The organism is Ideonella aquatica (assembly GCF_018069755.1).
Classification (GTDB): domain Bacteria; phylum Pseudomonadota; class Gammaproteobacteria; order Burkholderiales; family Burkholderiaceae_C; genus Ideonella; species Ideonella aquatica.
In genome coordinates this window covers 119,906-145,266 of record NZ_JAGQDE010000001.1, presented here as the reverse complement: position 1 = coordinate 145,266, position 25,361 = coordinate 119,906, and the positions used below count along the sequence as shown (strand labels likewise).

Here is a 25,361-nt window from a genome sequence, read left to right as displayed (position 1 = left end):
TCTCCTTCAGACGGCGCCGGTCAGGGCGCGCAGTTGTTCGTCACTCATCGCCGAGGGCAGCGCGAATGCCGCGTCGCCATCGGCCTGGGCGCCGCCCATGGCCAGCGCCACCAGGTCCAGCGTGGCGTCCACCTCGGCGGCGCGCTCGCCGCTGATGTGTTCGCGCGCGCCGTCAATGAACACCAGCACCCAGTCGCCCACCGCCAGGCCGTCGAGCAGCGCGGTGTCCACCGTCTTGGTCTCGCCGCGGCCGTGCACCAGGGCCTGGCGCGGCGGCTGCAGCGCCATCACCTGCATCGGGATGCCCATGCACATGCTCAGGCCCTCTCAGGTGCGGTCATGATGAAGCGCTCGTCGCCGACGCGGCAGGCGCTGTCGGCGCTGGGGCGCCCCGACTCATAAGCGGCCAGCGACAAGGTGGGCACGCTGACCGATTCGGACTCGGCTGGCGGGGCCTGGCGCGGCTGCGGATCGGCCCCCCAGGCGCGCAGCCGTTCCACCGCCAGGTGCACCGCCTGCTCCAGCGCGGCCTTGACCACCGGTCGCAGGCTGCCGCCGTAGTCCTCCAGCTGCTCGGGCTGGCAGCCGATCAGCAGCACCTGGGCCGGGTAGCGCTCGGTCAGCTGGGCCAGCATCAGCACCTCCTGGAAACCGGTCTGATGCAGGCTCATCTTCTTGGCGCCCAGAAAGCGCGGCACCTCCTCGTTCTCGACCTGGTGCAGCGTGCCGGGCGCCAGGCCGTAGTCGATGGCGTCCAGGATCAGCAGCCGGGTGGCTTCCTGCACATGCTGGATCAGATACAGGCCCTGGGTGCCGCCGTCGACCAGGCGCACATGGGGCGCAAAGCGGTAGCGCGCGTCCAGCGCCTCCACACAGCGCACGCCGAAGCCCTCGTCGGCCCACAGCACATTGCCAATGCCCAGCACGACGATGGTCTCGTCGGTGCCACCAGCCGCGTTACACCCCGGTTCAGGCGCGCCAGGAGAAGTCAGGTCGTTCATCGTCGTCCAAGGAGGGTCAGTGCGCCGCGTCGGCCGCGGCGGGAGCGCGCATCGCGCGCCAGGCCTGGTAGCAGTCCCAGTGGGCCTGCATCTCCAGCCAGAAGGTGGCGCTGGTGCCAAAGGCGATGGCGCAGCGCAGCGCGGTGTCGGGCGACATCGCGCGGTGGCCCATCACCAGCTCGTTGACGCGCCGGCGCGACACGCCCAGCAGCAGCGCCGCGCGGGTCTGGTTGATGCCCAGCGGCACCAGGAACTGGCGCTCGAGCAGGCGGCCCGGGTGCATCGGGGCGCGCAGCGGCACGCCAGCTGGCGGCTGCTGCGGCTGCTGCGGCTGCTGCGGCTGACGCGGAACGGCCCGGGCCGGCTGGTTCACCTGAGGCTCACTTCTTGAACGTGCGGTAGCCGGAGATCATCGTGCTGACGATGCTCTGGCGGCCCATGATGTCCTCGCGGATCGCGGCGTAGATGTGCAGCGTCACGAAGATCACCATGCCCCACATGCCGAAGTGGTGCCAGGTGTGCACATCCTGGCTCTGGCCCATCAGCGGAATCACCCAGCCGAACAGGTGGTCGGCCCAGGAGCCGGCCTGCAGGCCCTCGCCGTACATGGCGAAGCCGGTGAGGATCATGAACAGCGAGAACAGGAAGTAGCCGAAGAACATCGCCAGGCGCGCCATCGGGTTGTGGCCCACATAGCGGCTGGGCTGCGGGATCAGGAAGGCATACCACTTGAGCATGGTGATCACCTCGCGCCAGTAGGCCGGCTGCGTCAGCGGCAGCGTGAACAGCTCGCGCGAGTGGTGGTTGCCCACCAGCGCCCAGTAGGCCCGCCCGATCAGCCCCACCGCCAGCACATAGCCGGCGGCGAAGTGGGCAAAGCGGATGTAGCCCATCAGGTAGTTGGCGCTGGCCTCGCCGGGCATGGTGGGCAGCGGCGAGCCGATGAAGTAGCCGGTGACGCACAGCACGGTGATGGCCAGCGCGTTGATCCAGTGCCACAGGCGCACCGGCGCCTCGTAGACGTAGACCGACTTGATGGTGGCGCCGTGCTCGATCGCGCCGGGGTCGATGCCGGTGGCATCGGCCAGCTTCTCTGCGGAGGTGGCATTCATGCGGTGACTCCTTGCGGCAGCGCGCCGATCAGGCACGGGCCAGCAGCAGCAGGCCGGCCAGGCCCAGCGAGGCCCCGGCCAGGCGCCAGGCCGCCGCATGCAACTGGCGCAGCACGCCGCCAAGCCCCAGGCCGGCGACATGCAGCGCCACGGTGGTGGCGACGAAGCCGGCCGCGTAGGCGGCGAACACGCCACCCGCCGGCAGCTCAGCGCCGTGGGCCAGGCCGTGCAGCATCGCTGCCGCGCCGATCAACACCAGGCCGACGTGCTGCGGCAGGCGCTCACCGGCCAGCAGCATCGCGCCGAACATCGCCACCGACAGCGCGATGCCTTGTTCGGTCAGCGGCAGCGCCAGACCGGCTGCGCCCAGCGTGGCACCGGCCAGCAGGCCCGTGACGAAGACGCCAGGCCCCGCCCAGCGGGCGCGCCCTCTGAGCGTGGCGGCCGACCACACACCCACCGCCAGCATCGCCAGCAGGTGGTCAGCGCCCAGCGGGTGGGCCAGGCCCTCCATCAGGCTGTGGGTGCCATGGCCGGTGTGGGCCGAGGCGGCGGAGGCGGCGGCCAGCAGGGCCAGCAGCGAGAGGAACTTCTTCATGCGGTGTCTCCTTGGTGCGTGCGGCTCAGCGGACCTTGACGGTGCACAGCTCGGCCCCGTCCGGGCTCATCACGTGGGTCGAGCAGGCCAGGCAGGGGTCGAAGCTGTGCAGCGTGCGCAGGATCTCGACCGGCTGCTCGGGGTTGACCATCGGCGTGTTCATCAGCGAGGCCTCGAAGGCGCCGATCTGGCCCTTGTGGTCACGCGGCGAGCCGTTCCAGGTGGTGGGCACCACGCACTGGTAGTTCTCGATCTTGCCGTCCTTGATCTTGATCCAGTGGCCCAGCATGCCGCGCGGCGCGGCCACCGTGCCCACGCCCTTGGCCTCCTTGGGCCAGGTGGCGGGATCCCACTTGTCGACGTTGGCAGTGGCGGTGTCGCCTGCCTTGATGTTGGCGACCAGCTGCTTGAAGTCGTCCATCATCATTTCGCCGCAGTACTGGCCTTCCAGGCAGCGCGCCAGCGTGCGACCGATGGTGGTGGGCAGCAGTTGCTTGAGCGTGTACTGCGTCTCGGGCAGGCCCAGCGCTCTGGGGATGGCACTGTTGATCATCTGGGCCGAGAACTCCAGTTGCTCCTTAGGGCGCTGGCAGAACTTGTTGCCCTTCTTGGCGTGCGCGTAGGCCAGGATGTAGCGCGACAGCGGGCCTACCTCCACCGCATGGCCGCGCCAGCGGGGCGACTTGATCCACGAGTACTTGGCCGACTCGTCGATGTTCTCGATCGCGGTGCGCTTGCCCTTGGTGCCGGCGCCCAGCTGGAAGTTGGGCTCGGTCACGCCGTCCCAGGGGTGCAGGCCCTTGGTCTCGTCGGCGTACTTGTACCAGCTGTGCGAGACGAACTCCTGCACCTGCTCGGGGTCGCGCGGGTCGATCGCGTGGATCTCGTCCCAGTTGCCGTTCAGGATCACGCCGCCGGGCAGCTGGTGGGTGCTGAAGTCATAGGGCACCTTCTCGTAGGTGCCGTAGTCGGCCACATTGGTGGCCGACAGGCCACCGCCATAGAGCCAGCCCGCCTGCTTGTAGAGGGTGCCGATGGCCAGCACGTCCGGCAGGTAGACGTTCTGGTTGAACTCGATCATCTCCTTGATGCGGGCCTCGACGAAGTTCAGCCGCTCCATGTTGATCGGCGCGCCGGCAGCACCATTGCCGTCGATATTGATCGCGCAGGGCACGCCGCCGACCAGGTAGTTCGGGTGCGGGTTCTTGCCACCAAAGATGGTGTGCACCTTGACCCATTCCTTCTGCAGGTCCAGCGCCTCGAGGTAGTGGGTCACGGCCATCAGGTTGGCCTCGGGCGGCAGCACATAGGCCTTGGAGCCCCAGTAGCCGTTCATGAAGGGGCCGAGCTGGCCGGATTCGACGAACTTCTTCAGCCGGTTCTGCACGTCACGGAAGTAGCCCGGCGAGGACAGCGGGTGGCTGGGCGAGACCAGCTGCTGCAGCTCGGAGGTCTTCTTCGGGTCGGCCTTGAGCGCGCTGACCACGTCCACCCAGTCCAGCGCATGCAGGTGGTAAAAGTGCACCGCATGGTCATGGACCTGCAGCGTCTTGGCCATCATCTCGCGGATCAGGTGCGCGTTGAGCGGGATCTTGATGCCCAGCGCATCCTCCACCGCCCGCACGCTGGTCAGCGCGTGGCAGCCGGTGCACACGCCGCAGATGCGCTCGACGAAGGCCCAGGCGTCGCGCGGATCGCGGCCCTTGAGGATGACCTCCAGCCCGCGCCACATGGTGCCGGTGGAGACCGCGTTGCGGATGATGTTGTCCTTGTCGACGTTCACCTCGCAGCGCATGTGGCCTTCGATGCGGGTGACGGGGTCGACGACGATGCGCTTGCCGCTGTTGTCGAGCTTGAAGCCCTGGGTTTCGATCACGCCCATGGTTGGGATCCTTCAGGTGTTCGGTTCAGGCCGCCGGCGCTCAGGCGCCAGTGGTGGTGGAGTCGTTCTTGGCGGTGGACACGCGCTTGATCGCCGAGGCGGCCGCGTGCGCCGCGACGGCCGCGCCGACCACGCCGGCCGCGGTGCCGCCGATCTGGTCGGCCGTGCCCTCGATGCCGAACTGGTGGATGGTGGTCAGGCGGTCGTAGAACGAGCCCTTGTCCCAGAAGCCGTCTTCCGAGCAGCCGATGCAGCCGTGGCCGGCCTTGATCGGGAAGCTGGTGCCCTCGTTCCACATCACGGTGGAGCAGGCGTTGTAGGTGGTCGGACCCTTGCAGCCCACCTTGTAGAGGCAGTAGCCCTTGCGCGCGGATTCATCGTCGAAGGCCTCGACGAACTGGCCGGCGTCGAAGTGCGGCCGGCGGTAGCACTTGTCGTGGATGCGCTGGCTGTAGAACATCTTGGGCCGGCCCTGGCGGTCCAGCTCGGGGATCTTGTCGAAGGTCAGCATGTAGGTGATGACACCGGTCATCACCTCGGCGATCGGCGGGCAGCCGGGCACCTTGATGATGGGCTTGTCGGTGATCACCTTGTGGATCGGCGTGGCCTGCGTGGGGTTGGGCTTGGCGGCCTGCACGCAGCCCCAGCTGGCGCAGGAACCCCAGGCGATCACCGCCTTGGCGTCCTTGGCGACGTGCTTGAGCTTCTCGATGAAGGGCTTGCCCGACTGGATGCAGAACATGCCGTCCTCGTTGAGCGGCGGGTTCCCTTCGACGGCCAGGATGTAGTTGCCCTTGTACTTGGTCATGATCTCGTCGAGGATCGCCTCGGCCTGGTGGCCGGCGGCGGCCATCAGCGTGTCGTCGTAGTCGAGCGAGATCATCGACAGCACCACATCCTTGGCCAGCGGGTGGGCCGAGCGGATGAAGCTCTCGGAGCAGCAGGTGCATTCCAGGCCGTGCAGCCACAGCACCGGGGTGCGCGGCTTGGTTTCCATCGCATGGGCGATCTGCGGCACGAAGGCGGGCCCCAGACCGAGCGAGGTGGCGGTCAGCGAGCAGTACTTCATCAGGCTGCGGCGGGAAATGCCCTGCCGCCGCATCACCTCGTAAAAGCTTTCCATGGGGTCTCCTCCAGACATCGGCACACGCCGGGCGCGGCGCGTGTGACTGGCTGTTTACAAGGCGCGTGCCCACGGCGGCCCGCCCAGGGAAAGCCCCAGGTGGCCTGCGCAAGTGCTTGTCGGGGAAGGGGAATTCTTGAGCCAGCGCAAGGCGCCGGTGACACCCTCACCGGGGCCTGGTCACTGACTTGCCAATCTGGAGGGGCGACTGGAAGCGTCGCGATCAGTGGCCGTGGCGGCGGCGCTGCTTGTCGGCGTACATGCGGCCGTCGGCGTCGCGCAGGACCAGATCGATGTCGTCGTCGGTCCCCAGGAACAGCCGGTGGCCCAGGCTGACGCGCGGTGCCAGGTGCAGGTCGCGCAGCTGCCAGGGCGCCTCGACGGCATGGGTGATCTTGGCCTCAATCGCCAGCACCGCCTCGGTGGCCGCGCCCTGTGCCGCGCCCAGCTCGGCACACAGCACGACGAACTCGTCGCCGCCCAGGCGAGCCACGGTGTCGGTCTCGCGCACCGCCGCCTTCAGGCGCCGCGCCACCTCGACCAGGAACAGGTCGCCCACGTCATGGCCGTGGGTGTCGTTCAAGGCCTTGAAGCCGTCCAGGTCCAGGTAGATCACCGCCGCCCAGTGACCGCTGCGGCGGCTGACCTGCTGGGCCTGCAGCAGGCGGTCGCGCAGCAGGCGGCGGTTGGGCAGCTGGGTCAGCGGGTCCAGGAAGGCCAGGGCCCGGATCTCGGCCTCCAGGGCCTTCTGGCGCGAGATATCGCGCGCGATGGTGGAGGCCCCCCTGATGCGACCTTCGGCATCGCGCACCGGCGAGATCGTCAGCGACATCGGCAATCGCCGGCCGTCACGGCACAGGCGCTCGGTCTCCAGCGCGGTGATCTCCTCCCCCTGTTGCAGGCGCTGGATGATGTCCTGCTCCTGCTCCAGCAGGTCGTCGGGCACGACGCGCCGCAAGGGCTGGCCGATCATCTCCTGCGCGGTCCAGCCGAAGATGCGCTCGGCGCCGCGGTTCCAGCTGGTGACCACGCCGTCCAGCGTCTTGCTGAGGATGGCGTCGGTCGAGGACTCGACGATGGCCGCGTGGCGGCGCTGCATCAGGTCGATCCGGCGCCGCGCGCCCAGGTGCAGCAGCCAGCCGCCCAGCAGCGTGGCCAGCAGCGACACAGACGCCACCGCGATCATCGCCAGGTCCATGCGGCTCCAGCCGCGGGGAAAGTCCTGCTCGGGCAGGCCGACGAGCACGTAGAACGGATAGCCATCGACGCGCTGGTAGGCATTGAGCCGGGCAATGCCGTCGAGCGCGGTGGGTGCGTTGAAGTCGCCCGCCTCGGGCGCCAGCGTGACGGCCGCACGCAAGCCGGCCGACACCTCGCGGCTGCCGATCTGCGTCAGGCCGCCCGGTGGCAGCGGGTGGCGGTAGACCAGGGCCAGGTCGGTGGTGCGGATCGTCGCGGCACCCAGCGTGCCCAGCGAAACGCGGTCAAGCACCGCACCCAACTGTTCCACCGGGATGGCCAGGCTCACCGGCGGCCGACCCGGCTGGGCCGACGGGCGCGACAGCACCATCACCCAGTTGCCGCGCTCGTCGCGCTCGGGGCCACGCACCGTCAGGCCCGGCGCCGGCGTGGGATGGGCGGCCTGCCAGCCGCCGGGGTCACCGGCCGATGCGGCGCCCATCTGCACCAGCCGCAGATCGGCCCGGGCCAGCACGCCGGCCAGCTGGGCCTCGATCAACAAGGCCAGGTTGCGTGTCACGCCCTGGGCATAGGCCAGTCGGCGCTCATGCTCCTGGCGCAGCGCCAGCGCCGCCAGCAGCACCACCATCGCGGCCACCACCCCCACGGCCAGCGCAAGCGGCCACCAGGCAGCAGACGGGGTTCGGGGCCGGTCGGACATGTCAGGCAGAGCCTAACGCAAAGCCCTTGGCGGCAGGCCGAAAAAAAAGCCGGGCTTGCGGCCCGGCTCTCGAGGTTTCCGGACCGGCCGGACTCAGGGCTGGTACTTCCAGGCCCCGCCCTCGATCTTGACCATCACCCGCGCGCGCTGGTCCAGGCCCAGGTGGTCGCCGGGCGACATGTTGAAGATGCCGTGGGCGCCGGGCAGCTCCTTGATCTGCTCCAGCGCGTCGCGCAGCGCGGCGCGGAAGGCCGGGGTGCCGGGCTGGGCCTTCTTCAGGGCCACCGGCACGGCGGCCGACATCAGCAGGCCGGCATCCCAGGCGTGGGCACCGAAGGTGGACACCGAACCCTTGCCGTAGGCCGCCTCGTACTTGGTGATGTACTCCGTCGCGCTCTTCTTCAGCGGGTGGCTGGCCGGCAGCTGCGCCGCCACCAGCACCGGGCCGGCCGGCAGGTAGGTGCCCTCCACCGCCTTGCCGCCCACACGCAGGAAGTCGTTGTTGGCCACACCGTGGGTCTGGTAGACCTTGCCGGTGTAGTTGCGCTCGACCAGGCCGGTCTGCGGCAGCGCGGCGGGCGTGCCGGAGCCGGCGATCAGGATGGCGTCGGGCTTGGCGCCCACCAGCTTGAGCACCTGGGCGGTCACCGAGGCGTCGTTGCGGTTGTAGCGCTCGCTGGCGACGATGTTCAGGCCCTTCAGGCCAGCGGCCTTGCTGAACTCCTGGAACCAGCCCTCGCCGTAGGCATCGGCAAAGCCGATGAAGCCCACGGTCTTGACGCCCGCGTCGGCCATGTGGGCGGCAATCGCCAGCGACATCATGATGTCGTTCTGCGGCGTCTTGAAAACCCAGCGGCGCTTGGCGTCCATCGGCTCGATGATGCGGGCCGAGGCGGCCATCGAGATCATCGGCACCTGGGCCTCGGCCACCGCGTCGATCATGGCCAGTGAATTGGGCGTGGTGGTGCTGCCCAGGATGACGTCAACCTTGTCCTCGGTGATCAGGCGGCGCGTGTTGGTGGCGGCCTTGGTGGTGTCCGAGGCGTCGTCCAGCACGATGTAGTTGACCTTCTGGCCGGCAATCGTCTGCGGCATCAGCGCGATCGTGTTCTTCTCGGGAATGCCCAGCGAGGCCGCCGGGCCGGTGGCCGACACCGTGACGCCGACATTGATGTCAGCCCAGGCGGCGCCAGCGGCGGCCAGCATCGCGGCGGTGGCGACAAGTGAATGGATGAGTTTGCGAGCGATCACGTCGTGGTCTCCTTGGTGGATCGGCGGGGGGCACGCGCCTTGGTGGGCGCTGTGTTGGAACTCGTCTCGGGCGCACAGACCGCGCCCAGGCCGCCGAGGAACAGGTCGGCCACCATCGGCGCCACCTGCTCGTGGGTCAGCGGCTCACCGGGGCGGAACCAGGTGAACATCCAGTTGATCATGCCGAACAGCAGCATGGTCATCGGCTTGTGCAGCGCGGTCTCGCGCAGCGCCGGGCGCACCTCACAGACCGCGTCGGCAAAAGCGGCGACCACGCCGCGCTGCACGTCCAGCACGCGCTCGCGGCGCTCGGGGTCGAGCAGGTCGACGTCCTCGGTCAGCACGCGGTGCTCGTTGCGGGCGCTGGCGTACTCCTGCACGAAGCGGGTGATCAGTGCGCGCAGCCGGGCGTCGGGCTCCAGCGGCTCGGCCAGCACCTCGGCCACCACCTGCGCCAGACGCTGCACATGGCCCTCGGCCACCAGCGCCAGCAGCTCGTTCTTGTCGCGCACATAGTGGTAGAGCGCGGCCTTGGACACGCCGCAGGCCGCCGCCACCTGGTTCATCGAGGTGGCCACATAGCCCTGCTGCGCGAACAGCGCGGCGGCGTGGCCCAGGATCAGGTCGCGCTGGTCGTCGTAGCCGGAGGAACGGGGGCGGGCCATGGGTTAGCGGGGGCGCTTGTCAATCACGCGGCGGGCCTTGCCCACCAGCGTGCGCTCGATCGTGTCGGGCAGGCCCACCTGCACGCGGGTGGAGACACCGATCAGGGTCTTGATGCGGTGGGCCAGGTGCTTGGCGATGGCGCCACGGTCGGCGCCGGCGGCCGAGGGCAGCACTTCGCACAGCACGTCGACCTCGTCGAGCGTGCCCTCGCGGCTGACGACGATCTGGTACTGGCCCGACAGGCCCTCGGTCTGCAGCACCAGCTCCTCGATCTGGGTGGGGAACATGTTGACGCCGCGGATGATCAGCATGTCGTCCGAGCGGCCGACGATCTTGCCCATGCGCCGCATGCTGCGCGCGGTGGGCGGCAGCAGGCGCGTCAGGTCCCGGGTGCGGTAGCGCACGATCGGGAAGGCCTCCTTGGTCAGCGAGGTGAAGACCAGCTCGCCCTCGGGCGTGCCGCTGGCCGGGTCGTAGGGCAGCACCTCGCCGGTCTCGGGATCGATGATCTCGGCCAGGAAGTGGTCTTCCCAGATCACCGGGCCGTCCTTGGTCTCGACGCACTCGTTGGCCACGCCGGGGCCCATCACCTCGGACAGGCCATAGATGTCGACCGCGTCGATGCCGGCATCGGCCTCGATCTGGCGGCGCATCTGCTCGGTCCAGGGCTCGGCGCCGAAGATGCCGATGCGCACCGACATTTCGCGCGGGTCCAGCCCCTGGCGGCGGAACTCCTCGATGATCACCTGCATGTAGCTGGGGGTGACCATGATGATGTCGGGCTTGAAGTCCTGGATCAGCTGCACCTGCTTCTCGGTCTGGCCACCCGACATCGGGATCACGGTGCAGCCGGCTTTCTCGGCACCGTAATGCGCACCCAGACCGCCGGTGAACAGGCCATAGCCGTAGGCCACGTGGCAGATGTCGCCGGGGCGGCCGCCTGCGGCGCGGATCGAGCGCGCCACCAGCGTGGCCCAGTGCTCGATGTCGTTCTTGGTGTAGCCCACCACCGTGGGCTTGCCGGTGGTGCCTGACGAGGCGTGGATGCGTGCCACCTGCTGGCGCGGCACCGCGAACATGCCGAAGGGGTAGTTGGCGCGCAGGTCGTGCTTGGTGGTGAATGGAAACTTGGCGATGTCGGCCAGCGTCTTCAGGTCGTCCGGGTGAACGCCCTTCTCGTCAAAGGCGCGCTTGTAGTGCGGCACGTTGGCGTAGCAGCGCTGCAGCGTGTCCTGCAGGCGGGTGAACTGCAGGGCCTCGATCTCGTCGCGGCTGGCGCGCTCGATCGGGTCGAGTTCCTCGGGCCGGGGAGCCTTGCTCATCGTGGGTGTCTCCAGTGTCTTGTTGTTCAGGCCAGCGTGGCGGGGTCGACCAGGTGCTTGCCACGCGCGGTGTGCGAGCGGCCGCGGAACACCGCAATGCGCTGGCCCGCCGGGTTGCTGACCTCGATGTCGTAGACCCCGGTGCGGCCGCCCTTGGCCACCTCGTGGGCGCGGGCGGTGAGCTGCTCGCCCAGGCGCGCCGGGGCCAGCAGGTCGATCGCGAAGCCCGAGGCCACGGTGACCTCGTTGTAGGCATTGCAGGCGTAGGCGAAGGCCGAGTCGGCCAGCGTGGCGATCAGGCCGCCGTGGCAGATGTCGTGGCCGTTGACCATGTCCTGGCGCACGGTCATCGTCAGCGTGGCGGTGCCGGGGCCGACCGCCACCACCTGGATGCCCAGGGCCTGGCAGGCGTGGTCGTTGGCCCACATCGCGTCGCGCGCGGCTTCGGCCACGCGCTGGGGGTCGAGCGCGGGGGAGGCGGTGCTCATCGTCAGCGGTCCTTGAACTGCGGCGCGCGCTTCTGTTGGAAGGCGGCCACGCCTTCGCGGTAGTCGTGCTCGCGGCCCAGGGTGCGCTGCAGCCGGCCTTCCACCGCCAGCGCCTCGGGCAGGTCCATGCCCATCGCGGCGTCGATCGCGCGGCGGGTCTCGGCCAGCGCCTTCACCGGCAGCGCGGCCAGGCGCGCGGCCAGGGCCTGTGCGGTGTCGGCCAGCGCGGCGTCGTCCACGCACTGCCAGATCAGGCCGATGCGCTGGGCATCTTCGGCCATCAGCTTGTCGCCGGTGAAGGCCAGCGCCAGCGCGGTGGCGCGGCCCACCAGGCGCGGCAGCAGCCAGGTGCCGCCGCAATCGGGTACCAGGCCGATCTTGCTGAAGGCCTGGATGAAGCTGGCCGAGCGGGCGGCCACCACCATGTCGCAGCCCAGCGCCAGGTTGGCGCCGGCACCGGCGGCCACGCCGTTGACCGCGGCCACCATCGGGATCGGCATGCTGCGCACGCGCAGCGCCAGTGGCTGGTAGTAGGCGTCGATGAGCTTGCCAATGTCGACGTTGCCGTCGGCGTCCGGGGCCATCTCGGGGTCGTTCAGGTCCTGGCCGGCGCAAAAGCCGCGGCCGGCGCCGGTCAGCACCACGGCGCGCACCGAGGCGTCGGCCGCGGCGGCTTCCAGCGCCGCCAGCAGCTGGCGGTGCATCTCGCCGGTGAAGCTGTTGAGCGCGGCGGGGCGGTTCAGCGCCAGGGTGCGCACGGCACCGGTTTGCGTCACCAGGACCAGGGGCTCGGCCATTAAGAAGATCTCCTGCATCGCGCCGGCCCGCGACACCTCATGAATTACTTAACCAACCGGTCGGTAAATCATAGGCAGCCGCGTGCTTTGACGCAAGGCAAAGAGCCTGCAGACAGCCCTGGGGGTTTCACCAATGGCCGGGGATCAGGCTGGCCGACGCACCCCGTGCAGCCAGGCCCCGGTGGCGATGCCGGCCAGCGCCCAGAGCAGGTCGGCACTGCCCGCGCCCAGACCGGCGATGGCCGGGCCGGGACAGACCCCGCACAGGCCCCAGCCCACGCCGAAGATCGCTGCACCCAACACCGTGTCGCGGTCCAGCGTGGCCACGTGATGGCCAAAGCTGCGCTCGAACAGCGGCTTCGTGCGCCAGCGCGGCAGCAGCTGGTAGGCCAGCAGCGTCAGGCCCATCGCGCCGCCCATGACCAGCATCAGGCCCCAGTCCTGAAAGCTCAGGAAAGACAGCACCACCTGTGGCTGGATCATCGTGGCCAGCGCCAGGCCGAAGCCGAACAGCACGCCCGCCAGTCCCACCGACGCGATCTGTGAAACACGCATGCTCAGGCTCCCCGCCACCACAGCACCAGGTTCGCGGTGGCGAATCCGGTGGCCATGAAGGTCAGCACCGCCACCAGCGAAGGCAGTTGCATCGAGCCCAGACCGCAGATGCCGTGCCCCGAGGTGCAGCCATTGCCCAGCCGGGCGCCATAGCCCACCAGCACGCCGCCCAGCAACAGTTGCCACCAGGGCAGGCCGGTGGACAGCGGCGCCTGCGGGCCCAGCCAGCGCCACCACAGGAAGGCGCCCAGCACCAGTCCGGCGGCATAGACCAGGCGCCACTGGCGGCCCTCGGTGAAACGCGGCAGCTGGAAATACGGCGCCTGCGACACATAGGACCAGGTCGAGGTGAAGACGGTGCTCATGCCGCCGATGCGGCCGGTGCTGAGGAACAGCCAGGCCACGCCCAGGCCGATCAGCAGCCCGCCGCCCAGGAAATGGGCCCAGCCCAGGGGAAACAGTGCATTCATCGCGACCAGTGTAGCCAGCGCAGGTAGAGTGGCCGCCGATGGAGGACCTGCGCATCCTGTACTGCGACGACGCCCTGCTGGCGATCGACAAGCCGGCCGGCCTGCTGTCGGTGCCCGGCCGCGGCCCGGACAAGGCCGACTGCGCGATCGCCCGGGCGCAGACCCGCTGGCCGGACGCGCTGGTGGTACACCGATTGGACATGGGCACCTCGGGCATCCTGGTCTTTGGCCGGGGACCGGCGGCGCAGCGGGCGCTGTCGATGGCCTTTGAGCAGCGCCGCTGTGACAAGCGCTACGAAGCCCTGGTGGCCGGCCTGCCCGAATCCGATGCCGGTGAGGTGGAGCTGCCGCTGCGCTGCGACTGGCCGAGGCGGCCGCGGCAGATGGTCGATGTGCAGCAGGGCCGCCCGGCGCTGACGCACTGGCAGGTGCTGGGCCGAGACGCTTCACTGGGCCGCAGCCGCCTGGCCCTGACGCCGATCACCGGCCGCTCGCACCAGCTGCGCGTGCACCTGGCCGCGATCGGCCACCCGATTCTGGGCGACGAGCTCTACGCGCCGCCCGCGCACCACGCGGCCGCGCCGCGCCTGTGGCTGCACGCCTGCCGCCTGGCCCTGCCCCACCCGGTCAGCGGCGAGACGATCGTGGTCGCATCTCCGGCCCCTTTCTGAAAGCCCCGCATGCGCACCCCTGTGGACCTGCCCAAGGCCTATCGCCTGATCAACCATGGCCCGACCGTGCTGGTCTCGGCCCGCCACGGCGGCCGCAGCAATGTGATGGCCGCCGCCTGGGTGATGGCGCTGGACTTTGACCCGCCCAAGGTGGCCCTGGTGCTGGACAAGGCCACTTACACGCGCGAGCTGCTCCTGGCCTCGGGGCATTTCGCGATCAGCGTGCCCTGTGCCGCCCAGGCGCGCCTGGTCACCGCGCTGGGCACGCACAGCGGCCGCGACGCCGACAAGCTCAGCGACTTCCAGGTGCCGCTGCTGGACGAGCCCACCGCCGCCTCACCGCTGGTAGGCGGCTGCGTGGCCTGGCTGGATTGCGAGCGCGTGCCCGAACCCGAGGTGGAACAGCGCCATGACCTGTTCGTCGGCCGCGTCACCGGCGCCTGGGCCGATGCCCGGGTGTTCGACGGCGGCCACTGGCACTTCGAGCGGGCGCCGGCCGGGCTGCGCACGCTGCACCATGTGGCCGGTGGCCACTACCTGGCGATTGGCGAGGCCATCGACTGAACCGGGCCGCTGATCAACGCGCTGCCGATGCCGCCTGCAGCGGCGCGCGCAGCCGCGCTTCGAAGTCGCGTGGTGCCACGTACTGGATCACCGCGCGCGCCTTGGCCGCCTCGCCCTGCTCGGGCGGCAGCACCACGGCGATGCCGCGGTCAGGGTAGAGCCACTGCGACTCGCCCTGCGGGCCGGTGATGCGCTCGGCGGGCTCGCCGAAGCGCTGGCGCACGGTCTCGGCGTCCAGCTTCACCGCGGGCAGGTAAGCCAGGGCCAGCAGGCGGCTGGCGCCGGCCTGACGGCGGTCGTCGGCGGCCAGCGTGTAGCGGCGGCTGCGGCCGCCCTCGCCATAGTCGCTGGACACGGCCCGCTCGCGGGCGCGCTGCAGCCAGCCATCGTCAGCCTCGAAGGCCGCCACCAGGCGGCCGGTGACGAAGCCGGCGCGCAGGCTCTCGACAAAGCCCTCCAGCGCGGGCGGCGCGTCGCCGGCCACGATCAGGCCGACGTTCATGTCCTCGCCCAGGCGCGACTGCACGCTGTCCAGCGTGTCCACCCCCGGCTGCAGGCCGAACACGCGGCTGCCGCCGTCGGCCAAGGTCTCGACCTGCCATGGCAGGCCATGCTCCAGGCCGCGGCGCGCCTCGTCCTTCAGACCGGCGTACATCGACCAGCCGATCGTGCCGGCCACCACCAGCAGCACCACCAGGACCGAGACGACAAAAGGCCGGCGCCACCAGGGCGTGATCGGCGTGGAAGGGGACAATGTTTCGCTCATCCCCCGATTGTCGCTGCCACGAAGGACCCGCCATGGCCCAGGAACTGACCTGCATCACCATCGTCACCGGTGCCTCGCGCGGCATGGGCGAGGCCATCGCGCTGGCCTGCGCGGCGCGCGGCCACCGGGTGCTGGGCCTGTCGCGCGGCCACAGTGCGGCACTGGCCGCCGCCGGTGCCGAGCAGTGGCCCGCCGACCTGGCCGACGCCGCCCCGGTGGCCCGCCGGCTGGGCGAGTGGCTGCAGGCGCAGCCGACCGCCGCGCTGGCCGGCGTCACGCTGATCAACAACGCCGGTGTGATCGCGCCGCTGCGCGACCTCGCGCGCATCGCCGCGGCCGACACCGTGCACGCGCTGCGCGTGGGGCTGGAGGCCCCGGCGCTGCTGTCGGCCGCCTTCCTGGACGCCACCGCCGATTGGACGGTGCCGCGCAAGCTGCTGAACATCTCGTCGGGCCTGGGCCGGCGGGCGATGGCCGGCAGCGCCTCGTACTGCGCCGCCAAGGCGGGCCTGGACCATCTGAGCCGCTGCCTGGCCCTGGAAGAGGCGGCGCGGCCGAATGGCGCGCGCGTGGTGTCGCTGGCGCCGGGCGTGATCGCCACTGACATGCAGGTGCAGCTGCGCGGCGCCGACCCGGCCGAGTTCGCCGACCGCGGCCGCTTCGTCGCCATGCACGACAACGGTCAGCTGCTCAGCCCCGAGGCCGCTGCCGCGCGCATCCTGGCCTGTCTGGAGCGCGCCGACTTCGGCGAGCAGCCGGTGGCCGACGTGCGCGGCTGAGCGCCCTCAGCCCGCCTGGCCGGGCTTGTCGCGGTACATCGCGACATCGGCGCGCTGTACCAGCGTGTCCACGTCCTGACCGTCACGCGGGTAGATCGCCACACCCACCGACAGGCTCAACTCCACCTCCTGGCCCAGGCCGGGGGTCTGCAGCGGCAGCTCCATGCTGCGCTTGAGCTTGTCCACCACATGGCGGGCATCGGCCTCGGTGCTGATCTGGTCCAGCAGCACCAGGAACTCGTCGCCGGCCCAGCGCGCCACCATGTCGCCCTCGCGCAGCTGCGCCTGCAGGCGCTGGCCCAGTGCCACCAGCACGCGGTCACCGGCGTCATGGCCGAAGCGGTCGTTGACCTCCTTGAAGCGGTCCAGATCCAGGAACAGCACCGCAAACATGCCGCCGTCGGCCGAGCGGCGCTGCCGCGCCATGCGCTCTTCCAGCCGGCGCAGCACCGCCTCGCGGTTGGCCAGGCCGGTGAGCCGGTCAGTGGTCAGGCGCTGGGTCATGGCCTGGAAACTCTTGGCCAGGTCGCCGATCTCGTCGCCGCGGCGGATGCCCAGCGGCGCGCTGAAGTCCCCCTCGCCCACGCGGCGCGCGGCCACGCTGAGCTGGCGCAGGTCGCGCGCCACCACGCTGAGGCTGGCCAGGCCGATGCCGATGGCCAGCAGCGCCGCCAGCACCGCCAGCGCCAGCGTGCGGTAGACGTTGTCGGTGATGCGCTGCAGGAAGTCCGAGCGCGGCACCGCCACCGCGATCACCCAGTCCAGGCCGGCGTCATCGCGGATGCGCGCCCAGGCCACCTGCACAGCGGCGCCATCGGGGCCGCTGATCTTGACGGTGCGGGTGGCGCCGTGGTCGCCCGGCAGCGCGATCAGCTCGCGCACCGCGCGGTGGGTGGCCACCAGCAGCGCGTCATCGGACTGCTCGGCGTCCAGCCGCTCGCTGCGTCCACTCGCGCCCTGGCGCAGGTAGCTGCCGCGCGAGGTGGCGATCAGCTTGCCATCGGGCTCGGCCACAAAGGCCAGGCCATTGGGCGACAGCGGCAGCGAGCGCACGAAGTCGCTCAGCGACTGCAGCGACACATCGGTGGCCACCACGCCGCCCAGGCCGCCGTCGGCATGGGGCACGCGCCGCGCCCGCGTGGCCACCAGGCCCTGGGTGCGAAAGTCGATGTAGATCGAGGTCCAGATCTCGGCGCCGCTGTCGCGGCTGGCGCGGTACCAGGGCCGCTCACGTGGCTCGAAGACCTTGTCCTCGATGACCGGGTCCAGCAGCGGCCCGCGGATGCCGTGCACCTTGTACAGGGTGCGCGGGCCGTTGCCTTCGGTGCGCAGGCGCACCTGGGCATCCTGCGCCGAGTCGCGCCACAGGCCGAAGAAATGGCCCTGCTCGTCGCCGTAGTAGGCGTAGTTGTTCAGCTCGCGGTGGACCGAGGTGGCCTGCCAGAAGCGGGTGCGCAGCGCATCGACCTCATCGGCCACGCGCGCGGGGGCGCTCAGGCCCTCGGGGAAGGCCACTTCCAGCACGGCGGCTGAGCCGAACACATGCTTCTCGACCGCCTGGGAGATGCGGCCAACCGTCTCGCCCAGCAACTGTCCGGACAGCGAGTCCACCGCCTCACGTCCGGCCCGGTAGGACAGCAGCCCGATCATGACCGCCAGCAGCAGAACCAGCACCACATAGGGCACGGTCAGCAGCTGACGCAGGCTGAGGCTGCGGAAAAACGCCATCACCGACTCCGGAACACCGGGCTCCCGTTCCCTCGGTCTGGGAGCCTTTCTTTTGATTGGTGCGGTCAGTGTAGACAGGCCGGGCGGTTTTGATCTCTTGGGGTCAGCGCGCCGAATCGACTTTGCATCACGCCAGAGATGCGTTTTAGAGACAACCCAAGCGCCAGAAAGCGAAAAACCGCCTTTCGGCGGTGTGACAAAGTGCATCAACACGGACAGCGGCCTGGGGCCAGCACCGCTGGCACACCGACCGCCACGGTCCGGGCTTGTCCGGGCCTTACTTGATCAGGCCGGCCGCGCGGGCGCGGGCCTCATCCTCGCGGATGTGCTTGATGAAGTAGCTGACGTAGAACCAGCCCATGCCCAGCGTGAAGGCAATCACGGCGGCGCTCAGCAGGCCATAGTCGGTGGTGAAGAAGTCGCGCAGAGCATGCATGGTGTTCTCCTCTCAGGATCGTTTCAGCGATGCCATGATCAGACGCCACCGCGGCCTTGAACCGGTTGAGAAAACGCAAGCTTCGCTGCGAGTGCGCGCGCGAGATTGATGCAGATCAGGCGCGCGCCTCGCCCAGCGACACACCCAGACCCCGCGCCACCGCCAGCAGCGGATGGTCCAGCGGCACGTTGCGGCTTTTGCCGGCCACATCCGACAAAGGCACGCTGTCGCAATCCTCACCCCGCAGCGTGACCATGCGGCCCCACTCGCCGCGCCGCACCAGCTGCGCGGCGTGGTAGCCGAAGCGCGTGGCCAGCACACGGTCATAGGGCGTGGGCGAGCCGCCGCGCTGCACATGCCCCAGCAGCGTGGTGCGCACCTCGCTGGACAGCTGGGGCTGCAGCTGCTGCTGCAGCCACTGGCCCACGCCGCCCAGGCGGATCGGGTCGGGGCTGTCGGCCAGCGTGGCGCGCACCGTCAGGTCGTGGCCCGCGGCACGCGCCCCTTCGGCGATGCAGATCAGCGTGCAACCGTCGCCGGCTTCGCGCTCGGCGCACAGCCGTGCCACGGCCTCGACGGAGAACGGCAGCTCGGGCAGCAGGATCATGTCGGCACCGCCGGCCATGCCGCCTTCCAGCGCGATCCAGCCGGCGTAGCGGCCCATGGTCTCGGCGATCATCACCCGGCCGTGGCTGCGCGCCGTGGTCTCCAGGCGGTCCAGCGCCTCGGCGACCACGGCCACCGCGCTGTCGAAGCCGAAGGTGCGGTCGGTGTGTGCCAGGTCGTTGTCGATGGTCTTGGGCACGCCCACCACCGGCAGGCCCAGCGGCTCGAAGCGGTGGGCGATGCTCATCGTGCCGTCGCCACCAATCACCACCAGCCCATCCAGGCCCAGCTCGCGGGCGTAGGCCAGGGCCTGCGCCGAACAGTCCGCCCCGTCCGCACCAAAGTAGTGGAACGGATCACAGCGGTTGTGCGTGCCCAGGATCGTGCCCCCCTGAGCCAGGATGCCCTGCACCTCGCGCAGCCCCAGCGGGCGCACGCTGCGCGTCAGCAATCCCAGAAAGCCCCGCTCGATGCCGGTGACCCGTGCGCCGCACTCGTTGATCAGCGCCAGCGTCACCGCCCGGATCACCGCATTCAGGCCCGGGCAGTCGCCGCCGCCGGTGAGGATACCGATGTGCATGGAGAGGAGTCCTTTGGTGGTCCTGATGTCGTCGCATAGCCTACACCGCCCGAGTGGCAGCTGGCTGCCCACAGCGGCCGTAGGCCGCTGTGGGCCTCGACCGCTGCAGTATGCCAACGGTGGATTCAGCCAAGGACTGAGCGGCCTGGGGATGGCGGCGCTGTCGGGGGCGCCGAGGAGCGCAGACGCCCCGGGGCGCGCGCCGCAGGCGCGCTTCGTGAACTGACTTGGTCGACACTGTTTGACCGCAGCGAGCCGCAGGCGAGCGCAGGGAGTTTGGCGACCACCCCGGGGTGGCGAGCACCCGAGGGGAGTCGGCGCAGCCGACCGCCACCGTCTGCGACGACAGACCCAGGCCGCTCAGGCCTTGGCTGCGCTCCGACCTCAGCAGGAAATCCGCTCGCAACGGTCTGAGCAAGCCAAGGGCTGGGCAGGCAGGCAGAGCCGGCCAGCCCAGCCCTTGGCGGCACGGTTGGAGTAGCGCGATGGCCCCGAAGCGGCCTACGGCCGCTGTGGGAAGGAAGCTGACCCCTGATAATGCCGCGATGAACCCGCTGCTCGGCTCGCTCAACCCCTATCCGTTCGAAAGACTGCGCGAACTCACCAAGGGCATCGTCCCGAATCCGGCGCTGCGGCCGATCAGCCTGGGCATCGGCGAGCCCAAGCACCCGGCGCCCCCCTTGGTGGAGCGGGCGCTGTGCGACAACCTGGCCGGGCTGTCGAACTACCCGCCCACGCTGGGCGAGCCGGCGCTGCGCGAATCTATCGCTGGCTGGGTGCAGCGGCGTTATGGCGTGGCGCTGAACCCGGCCACCGAGGTGCTGCCCGTGCTGGGCTCGCGCGAGGCCTTGTTCTCGCTGGCCCAGGTGGTGCTGGACCCGGCCGAGCGCGACGCGGTGGTGGTCTGCCCCAACCCGTTCTACCAGATCTACGAGGGCGCAGCGCTGCTGGGCGGCGCGCAGCCGGTGTTCGCCAACTCCGACCCGGCGCGCAATTTCGCCTGCGACTGGTCGGCCATCGACGAGGCCACCTGGGCCCGCACCCGCCTGGTCTTCGCCTGCTCGCCGGGCAACCCCACCGGCGCGGTGATGCCGCTGGGCGAGTGGCAGCGTCTGTTCGAGTTGAGCGACCGCCACGGTTTCGTGATCGCCAGCGACGAGTGCTACTCCGAGATCTACTTCAACGATCAGGCGCCGCTGGGCGGTCTGCAGGCCGCGCAGGCCCTGGGCCGCGGCTTCAAGAACCTGGTCATGCTGTCCAGTCTGTCCAAGCGCAGCAATGTGCCGGGCCTGCGCTCAGGCTTTGTGGCGGGTGATGCGGCGATCATCAAGCCCTACCTGCTCTACCGCACCTACCACGGCAGCGCGATGAGCCAACTGGTACAGCGGGCCAGCATCGCCGCCTGGAACGACGAGGCCCATGTCGAGGCCAACCGCGCGCTCTACCGCCTGAAGTTCGACCGCGTCACGCCCATGCTGGCCGAGGTGCTGGACGTGCGCCTGCCCGATGCCGCGTTCTACCTCTGGGCCGGCGTGCCCGGCGGCGATGACGTGCGCTTCGCCCAGGATCTGCTGGCTCAATACAATGTGGCGGTCCTGCCCGGCAGCCTGCTGGCGCGCGACGCGCATGGCGTGAACCCGGGTGCCGGCCGCATCCGCATGGCGCTGGTGGCCGGTGTCGACGAATGTGTCGAGGCGGCCGAGCGCATCGTCGCCTTCGCCCGCGCCTGGCGCCCCTGATTCCCTCTTCCATTCTTCCAAGAGACCAGTCCATGAGCGACAACCTGCAAGCCCTGATCGACGCCGCCTGGGAACAGCGCACCACCATCAACGCCAGCACCCACGGTGAAGTGCGCGAGGCGGTGAACCAGGTCATCGCCGACCTCAATGCTGGCCGCCGCCGCGTGGCCACCCGCGAGGGCGTGGGCCAGTGGACCGTGCACCAGTGGCTGAAGAAGGCGGTGCTGCTGTCCTTCCGCCTGAACGACAACAAGGTCATGCGCGCCGGCGACATCACCTACTTCGACAAGGTCGACACCAAGTTCTCGCACATGAAGGAATCCGACGTCGCCGCTGCCGGCGTGCGCGTGGTGCCGCCGGCCGTGGCCCGGCGCGGCAGCTACGTCGCCAAGGGGGCGGTGCTGATGCCCAGCTACGTCAATATCGGCGCCTATGTCGATGAGGGCACGATGGTCGACACCTGGGCCACCGTGGGCTCTTGTGCGCAGATCGGCAAGAACGTGCACCTGTCGGGCGGCGTGGGTATTGGCGGCGTGCTCGAGCCGCTGCAGGCCAACCCCACCATCATCGAGGACAACTGCTTCATCGGCGCGCGCTCCGAGGTGGTGGAGGGCGTCATCATCGAAGAGCACTCGGTGCTGGGCATGGGCGTCTACATCGGCCAGTCCACCCCCATTTTTGACCGCGCCACCGGCGAGATCAGCTATGGCCGCGTGCCCTCGGGCTCGGTGGTGGTCAGCGGCAACCTGCCCAAGAAGGCCACCAACGGCGCCGACTACAGCATGTACGCTGCGATCATCGTCAAGCGCGTGGATGCCCAGACCCGCTCCAAGACCAGCATCAACGAGCTGCTGCGCGACTGATTTTTCCCACCTGCGTCACCCCGACCCACCGGAGGCCTGCCCATGATCGCGATGGAACGCGTGCTGAACCTGATGGCCCAGAAGGCCGCCTCCGATGTCTTCCTGTCGGCCAATGCGCCGGTGCTGCTGAAGATCAACGGGCAGATGATCCCGATCACCGACCACGTGCTGGCCCCCGGAGATCCGCGCAGCATGCTGGCCGAGATCCTCACGCCGCTGCAGATGGAAGAGCTGGAGCAGCAGGGCGAGCTCAACATCGGCATCGGCGTACCCAAGGTCGGCAGCTTCCGCCTGTCGGCGTTCAAGCAGCGCGCCACCTATGCAGCGGTGATCCGCTGCATCCCGATCAAGATCCCGTCGATCGACACGCTGAACCTGCCCGCCACGCTGGCCACGCTGGCGCTGGAAAAGCGCGGCCTGATCCTGATGGTGGGCGCCACCGGCACTGGCAAGAGCACCACCATGGCGTCGATGCTGGAGTGGCGCAACCAGCACCTCACCGGCCACATCCTCACCATCGAGGACCCGATCGAGTTCCTGTTCACCAACAAGCGCTCGGTGGTCAACCAGCGCGAGGTGGGCCGCGACACCGCCAGCCTGCATGTCGGCCTGAAGAACGCCCTGCGCCAGGCGCCCGACTGCATCATGATCGGCGAGATCCGCGACCGCGAGACCATGTCGCAGACGCTGTCGTACGCGCTGTCGGGCCACCTGGTGCTGGCCACGCTGCACGCCAACAACAGCTACCACGCGCTCAACCGCGTGGTCTCGTTCTACACCCCCGAGGCCCGACCCGCCCTGCTGGCTGACCTGGCCGCCGCCACCAAGGCGGTGGTGTCCCAGCGCCTGCTCAAGGCCAATGCTGGCGGCCGGCTGCCGGCGGTCGAGGTGCTGCTGAACTCCAAGCTGATCTCCGAGATGATCGAGGCCGGCGACTTCGGCGGCGTGCGCGAGGCCATGGAGCGCTCGCTGGCCGAGGGCTCGCAGACCTTCGAGCAGGATCTGGCGCGGCTGATCACCGAAGGCGTGGTCTCGCAGGAAGAGGGCATGATCCACGCCGACTCGCCCACCAACCTGTTGTGGCGCCTGCAAAACGACACCGGCCCGGTGTCGCGCACGCCGCCGTCCAAGCCCGAGCCCGACAGCCCCTCGTTCACCGAGATCACGCTGGACGTGGTGCCCGAAGGTGCCCGCCAGCCCAAGCCGCTGATCTCCGCGCGCACCCGCTGATCCCTGCTGTTCCTGACCTTCGATGTCCGACACGCTGCGCCTGCTTGAGGACCTGCTCGCCCGCGCCTCCGTCACCCCCGATGACGCCGGCTGCCAGGCCCTGATCGCCGGCCGCCTGGCGCCGCTGGGCTTCGAGGCCACCGCCCTGCCCTTCGGGCCCGACACCTTCCGGGTGCTTAATCTATGGGCCACACGCAGCGGCCCGCGCCCCGGCCCCACCGTGGTCTTTGCCGGCCACACCGATGTGGTGCCCACCGGCCCGCTGGCGCACTGGACCAGCGACCCCTTCGTGCCCAGCTACCGCGATGGCAAGCTGTTCGCGCGCGGCGCCGCCGACATGAAGACCTCGCTGGCCGCGATGGTGGTGGCCGCCGAGGAATTCGTCCAGGCCCACCCCGGCCACGCCGGCCGCATCGCCTTTCTGCTGACCAGCGACGAGGAAGGCCCGTCCGTCGATGGCACCGTCCGGGTGGTCGAGTGGCTGCAGCAGCAAGGCGAACGCCTGGACTGCTGCATCGTTGGCGAGCCCACCTCGGTCAGCCGCCTGGGCGACACCATCAAGAACGGCCGCCGCGGCTCCTTGTCGGGCCGGCTCACCGTCACCGGCGTGCAAGGCCATGTGGCCTACCCGCAGCTGGCCAAGAACCCGGTGCACCTGGCCGCCCCCGCGCTGGCCGAGTTGGCCACCGCCACCTGGGACGAGGGCAACGCCTACTTCCCGCCCACCACCTTCCAGATTTCCAACCTGCACGCCGGCACCGGCGCCACCAACGTGATCCCGGGCGAGCTGGTGGTGGACTTCAATTTCCGCTTCTCCACCGCCTCCACCCCAGAAGACCTGAAGGCCCGCGTGGCCCGCATCCTCGACCGTCAGCAGCTGCAGTGGCGCATCGACTGGACCTTGGGCGGCTCGCCCTTCCTGACGCCCGAAGGCTCGCTGGTGGCCGCGCTGCGCCAAGCCATCCAGGCCGAGACCGGCGTGGTCACCGAGCTGTCCACCACCGGCGGCACGTCCGATGGCCGCTTCATCGCCCGCATCTGCGAGCAGGTGGTCGAGTTCGGCCCGGTCAACGCCACGATCCACAAGATCGACGAGCACGTCGCAGTGGATGCCGTGGAGCCCCTGAAGAACATCTACCGGCGCACGCTGGAGGCGCTGCTGACATGACCGTGATCGAGCTGATCGAGCGCTGCAGCGCCCGCCTGGAGGAGGCGGGCGTTTCGTTTGGACATGGCACGACCAACGCCTTCGACGAGGCCGCCTGGCTGGTGCTGTGGGCCATGAAACAGCCGCTGGACGCGCTGGAAGACGTGGCCGAGTCCACCCCGCCCGCCGCTGCCCAGCAGCGCGCGCTGGACATCGTGGAACAGCGCATTGCCACCCGCCGCCCCGCCGCCTACCTGACCGGCGAAGCCTGGCTGCAGGGCGTGCCCTTCACCGTGGACGAGCGCGTCATCGTGCCGCGCAGCCTGATCGCCGAATGCCTGGCCGACGGCACCATCGACGCCTGGCTCAGCGACCGGACCCAACAGGTGCTGGACCTGTGCACCGGCAACGGCAGCCTGGCCGTGCTGGCCGCGATGGCCTGGCCCGACGTGCAGGTCACCGGCGCCGACCTCAGCACCGATGCGCTGGCCGTGGCCGCACTGAACGTGCAGCGCCACGAGTTGAACAACCGCATCACGCTCGTTCAGGGCGACGGCCTGGCCGCGGTGGCCGGCCGGCGTTTCGACCTGATCCTGTGCAACCCGCCCTACGTCAACGCCGAGTCCATGGCCGCGCTGCCGCCCGAGTACCGCGCCGAGCCCGAGATAGCGCTGAGCGGCAACCTGGCTGGCGGCACCGACGGCATGGACTTCATCCGCCCGCTGCTGGCCCAGGCCGCCGAGCACATGACCGACGAGGCCGTGTTGGTGCTGGAAATCGGCCACGAGCGGCCCTTCTTCGAGGCCGCCTTCCCGCGGCTGGAGGCGGTGTGGCTGCCGACCAGTGCGGGCGATGACCAGGTGCTGCTGCTCACCCGGCAGGCGCTGCTCAGAACGGCTTGAGCGAGCCCAGCAGCAGCATGTCGCCGTTGTGGGGGTTGAACAGGTCGTAGCGGCGGTGCGTGAAGCGCACGCCCTGGCCAGCCGATGCCGGATGTGGGACGCACGACACAACCGAAACCCGATGTTGTCGTTGCGGTTGTCGTTGCGGTTGTCGGGGTGGTTGTTGTTGCGGTTGGACGCACGCG

Annotated in this window: 28 protein-coding genes; 8 read left to right on the top strand and 20 right to left on the bottom strand. The window is 69.7% G+C overall.

Features of this window, described 5'->3' with window-relative positions:
- Positions 1 to 6: 6 nt before the first annotated feature.
- From KAK06_RS00705 to KAK06_RS00635, 15 genes are all read right to left on the bottom strand, one after another.
- Positions 7 to 309, bottom strand: coding sequence for a HypC/HybG/HupF family hydrogenase formation chaperone (locus KAK06_RS00705; RefSeq protein WP_310741003.1), 303 nt, complete (start codon positions 307 to 309; stop codon positions 7 to 9).
- A gap of 8 nt (positions 310 to 317) precedes the next feature.
- A complete protein-coding gene (locus tag KAK06_RS00700) occupies positions 318 to 1,001 on the bottom strand; it encodes a HyaD/HybD family hydrogenase maturation endopeptidase (RefSeq protein ID WP_210799764.1) in 684 nt (227 codons plus the stop codon).
- 16 nt (positions 1,002 to 1,017) lie between these two features.
- Entirely contained in the window at positions 1,018 to 1,374 is a 357-nt protein-coding gene (locus KAK06_RS00695; RefSeq protein WP_310741002.1) for a HigA family addiction module antitoxin, read from the bottom strand.
- Between the two features lie 7 nt (positions 1,375 to 1,381).
- Positions 1,382 to 2,113, bottom strand: a complete 732-nt coding sequence (gene cybH / locus KAK06_RS00690; RefSeq protein WP_210799763.1) for a Ni/Fe-hydrogenase, b-type cytochrome subunit — start codon at positions 2,111 to 2,113, stop codon at positions 1,382 to 1,384.
- A gap of 28 nt (positions 2,114 to 2,141) precedes the next feature.
- Positions 2,142 to 2,711, bottom strand: coding sequence for a HupE/UreJ family protein (locus tag KAK06_RS00685; protein WP_210799762.1), 570 nt, complete (start codon positions 2,709 to 2,711; stop codon positions 2,142 to 2,144).
- 25 nt (positions 2,712 to 2,736) lie between these two features.
- A complete protein-coding gene (locus KAK06_RS00680) occupies positions 2,737 to 4,593 on the bottom strand; it encodes a nickel-dependent hydrogenase large subunit (protein WP_210799761.1) in 1,857 nt (618 codons plus the stop codon).
- Between the two features lie 40 nt (positions 4,594 to 4,633).
- Positions 4,634 to 5,716 (bottom strand): hydrogenase small subunit, encoded by a 1,083-nt coding sequence (locus tag KAK06_RS00675; protein ID WP_210799760.1) that lies wholly within the window; start codon positions 5,714 to 5,716, stop codon positions 4,634 to 4,636.
- A 223-nt stretch (positions 5,717 to 5,939) separates the two neighbouring features.
- Positions 5,940 to 7,616 carry a diguanylate cyclase domain-containing protein gene (locus tag KAK06_RS00670; protein ID WP_210799759.1) on the bottom strand — a complete coding sequence of 559 codons (1,677 nt, stop codon included), beginning with the start codon at positions 7,614 to 7,616 and terminating at the stop codon, positions 5,940 to 5,942.
- 93 nt (positions 7,617 to 7,709) lie between these two features.
- Positions 7,710 to 8,822, bottom strand: coding sequence for an ABC transporter substrate-binding protein (locus KAK06_RS00665; protein WP_210800147.1), 1,113 nt, complete (start codon positions 8,820 to 8,822; stop codon positions 7,710 to 7,712).
- Positions 8,823 to 8,863: 41 nt separating this feature from the next.
- A complete protein-coding gene (locus KAK06_RS00660; RefSeq protein ID WP_210799758.1) occupies positions 8,864 to 9,532 on the bottom strand; it encodes a TetR/AcrR family transcriptional regulator in 669 nt (222 codons plus the stop codon).
- 3 nt (positions 9,533 to 9,535) lie between these two features.
- Positions 9,536 to 10,855, bottom strand: a complete 1,320-nt coding sequence (paaK, locus tag KAK06_RS00655) for a phenylacetate--CoA ligase PaaK (protein ID WP_210799757.1) — start codon at positions 10,853 to 10,855, stop codon at positions 9,536 to 9,538.
- A 26-nt stretch (positions 10,856 to 10,881) separates the two neighbouring features.
- Positions 10,882 to 11,343 (bottom strand): hydroxyphenylacetyl-CoA thioesterase PaaI, encoded by a 462-nt coding sequence (gene paaI / locus KAK06_RS00650; RefSeq protein WP_210799756.1) that lies wholly within the window; start codon positions 11,341 to 11,343, stop codon positions 10,882 to 10,884.
- Positions 11,344 to 11,345: 2 nt separating this feature from the next.
- Positions 11,346 to 12,140, bottom strand: a complete 795-nt coding sequence (locus tag KAK06_RS00645) for an enoyl-CoA hydratase-related protein (protein ID WP_210799755.1) — start codon at positions 12,138 to 12,140, stop codon at positions 11,346 to 11,348.
- Positions 12,141 to 12,284: 144 nt separating this feature from the next.
- Positions 12,285 to 12,695, bottom strand: coding sequence for a DUF6691 family protein (locus tag KAK06_RS00640; protein WP_210799754.1), 411 nt, complete (start codon positions 12,693 to 12,695; stop codon positions 12,285 to 12,287).
- Between the two features lie 2 nt (positions 12,696 to 12,697).
- Complete coding sequence (locus tag KAK06_RS00635) at positions 12,698 to 13,165, bottom strand: YeeE/YedE family protein (protein ID WP_210799753.1); 468 nt, start codon at positions 13,163 to 13,165, stop codon at positions 12,698 to 12,700.
- Between the two features lie 38 nt (positions 13,166 to 13,203).
- Between KAK06_RS00635 and KAK06_RS00630 the strand changes: the two genes are divergently transcribed.
- A complete protein-coding gene (locus tag KAK06_RS00630; RefSeq protein WP_210799752.1) occupies positions 13,204 to 13,836 on the top strand; it encodes an RluA family pseudouridine synthase in 633 nt (210 codons plus the stop codon).
- 9 nt (positions 13,837 to 13,845) lie between these two features.
- A complete protein-coding gene (locus KAK06_RS00625) occupies positions 13,846 to 14,400 on the top strand; it encodes a flavin reductase family protein (RefSeq protein ID WP_210799751.1) in 555 nt (184 codons plus the stop codon).
- A gap of 13 nt (positions 14,401 to 14,413) precedes the next feature.
- Here the strand turns inward: KAK06_RS00625 and KAK06_RS00620 are convergent, their stop codons facing one another.
- Positions 14,414 to 15,166, bottom strand: coding sequence for a hypothetical protein (locus tag KAK06_RS00620; RefSeq protein WP_210799750.1), 753 nt, complete (start codon positions 15,164 to 15,166; stop codon positions 14,414 to 14,416).
- 32 nt (positions 15,167 to 15,198) lie between these two features.
- Here KAK06_RS00620 and KAK06_RS00615 point away from each other — a divergent pair, with 32 nt between their 5' ends.
- On the top strand, positions 15,199 to 15,945 hold the full coding sequence (locus KAK06_RS00615) for an SDR family NAD(P)-dependent oxidoreductase (protein ID WP_210799749.1): 747 nt from the start codon (positions 15,199 to 15,201) through the stop codon (positions 15,943 to 15,945).
- A gap of 6 nt (positions 15,946 to 15,951) precedes the next feature.
- On the opposite strand, the gene KAK06_RS00610 is transcribed toward KAK06_RS00615, so the two are convergent.
- The 3 genes from KAK06_RS00610 to KAK06_RS00600 form a co-directional block, all read right to left on the bottom strand.
- On the bottom strand, positions 15,952 to 17,673 hold the full coding sequence (locus KAK06_RS00610; protein WP_210799748.1) for a diguanylate cyclase domain-containing protein: 1,722 nt from the start codon (positions 17,671 to 17,673) through the stop codon (positions 15,952 to 15,954).
- 277 nt (positions 17,674 to 17,950) lie between these two features.
- Positions 17,951 to 18,109 (bottom strand): DUF3149 domain-containing protein, encoded by a 159-nt coding sequence (locus tag KAK06_RS00605; protein WP_210799747.1) that lies wholly within the window; start codon positions 18,107 to 18,109, stop codon positions 17,951 to 17,953.
- A 115-nt stretch (positions 18,110 to 18,224) separates the two neighbouring features.
- The gene (locus KAK06_RS00600; protein ID WP_210799746.1) at positions 18,225 to 19,295 is read right to left on the bottom strand and encodes a 6-phosphofructokinase; all 1,071 of its coding nucleotides are present in this window, start codon (positions 19,293 to 19,295) and stop codon (positions 18,225 to 18,227) included.
- Between the two features lie 545 nt (positions 19,296 to 19,840).
- Between KAK06_RS00600 and dapC the strand changes: the two genes are divergently transcribed.
- From dapC to prmB, 5 genes are read left to right on the top strand one after another with little or no spacing between them, the layout of a single operon-like run.
- A complete protein-coding gene (gene dapC, locus KAK06_RS00595) occupies positions 19,841 to 21,034 on the top strand; it encodes a succinyldiaminopimelate transaminase (RefSeq protein WP_210799745.1) in 1,194 nt (397 codons plus the stop codon).
- 32 nt (positions 21,035 to 21,066) lie between these two features.
- The gene (dapD, locus tag KAK06_RS00590; protein ID WP_210799744.1) at positions 21,067 to 21,897 is read left to right on the top strand and encodes a 2,3,4,5-tetrahydropyridine-2,6-dicarboxylate N-succinyltransferase; all 831 of its coding nucleotides are present in this window, start codon (positions 21,067 to 21,069) and stop codon (positions 21,895 to 21,897) included.
- A 42-nt stretch (positions 21,898 to 21,939) separates the two neighbouring features.
- Positions 21,940 to 23,127, top strand: a complete 1,188-nt coding sequence (locus tag KAK06_RS00585; RefSeq protein WP_247652565.1) for a PilT/PilU family type 4a pilus ATPase — start codon at positions 21,940 to 21,942, stop codon at positions 23,125 to 23,127.
- 22 nt (positions 23,128 to 23,149) lie between these two features.
- Complete coding sequence (gene dapE / locus KAK06_RS00580) at positions 23,150 to 24,295, top strand: succinyl-diaminopimelate desuccinylase (RefSeq protein ID WP_210799743.1); 1,146 nt, start codon at positions 23,150 to 23,152, stop codon at positions 24,293 to 24,295.
- Positions 24,292 to 25,176, top strand: a complete 885-nt coding sequence (gene prmB, locus KAK06_RS00575) for a 50S ribosomal protein L3 N(5)-glutamine methyltransferase (protein WP_210799742.1) — start codon at positions 24,292 to 24,294, stop codon at positions 25,174 to 25,176. The genes dapE and prmB overlap by 4 nt, the downstream gene beginning before the upstream one ends.
- On the opposite strand, the gene KAK06_RS24390 is transcribed toward prmB, so the two are convergent.
- On the bottom strand, positions 25,163 to 25,285 hold the full coding sequence (locus KAK06_RS24390; RefSeq protein ID WP_259373584.1) for a hypothetical protein: 123 nt from the start codon (positions 25,283 to 25,285) through the stop codon (positions 25,163 to 25,165). The two genes, prmB and KAK06_RS24390, sit on opposite strands and share 14 nt — an antisense overlap.
- Positions 25,286 to 25,361: the final 76 nt, after the last annotated feature.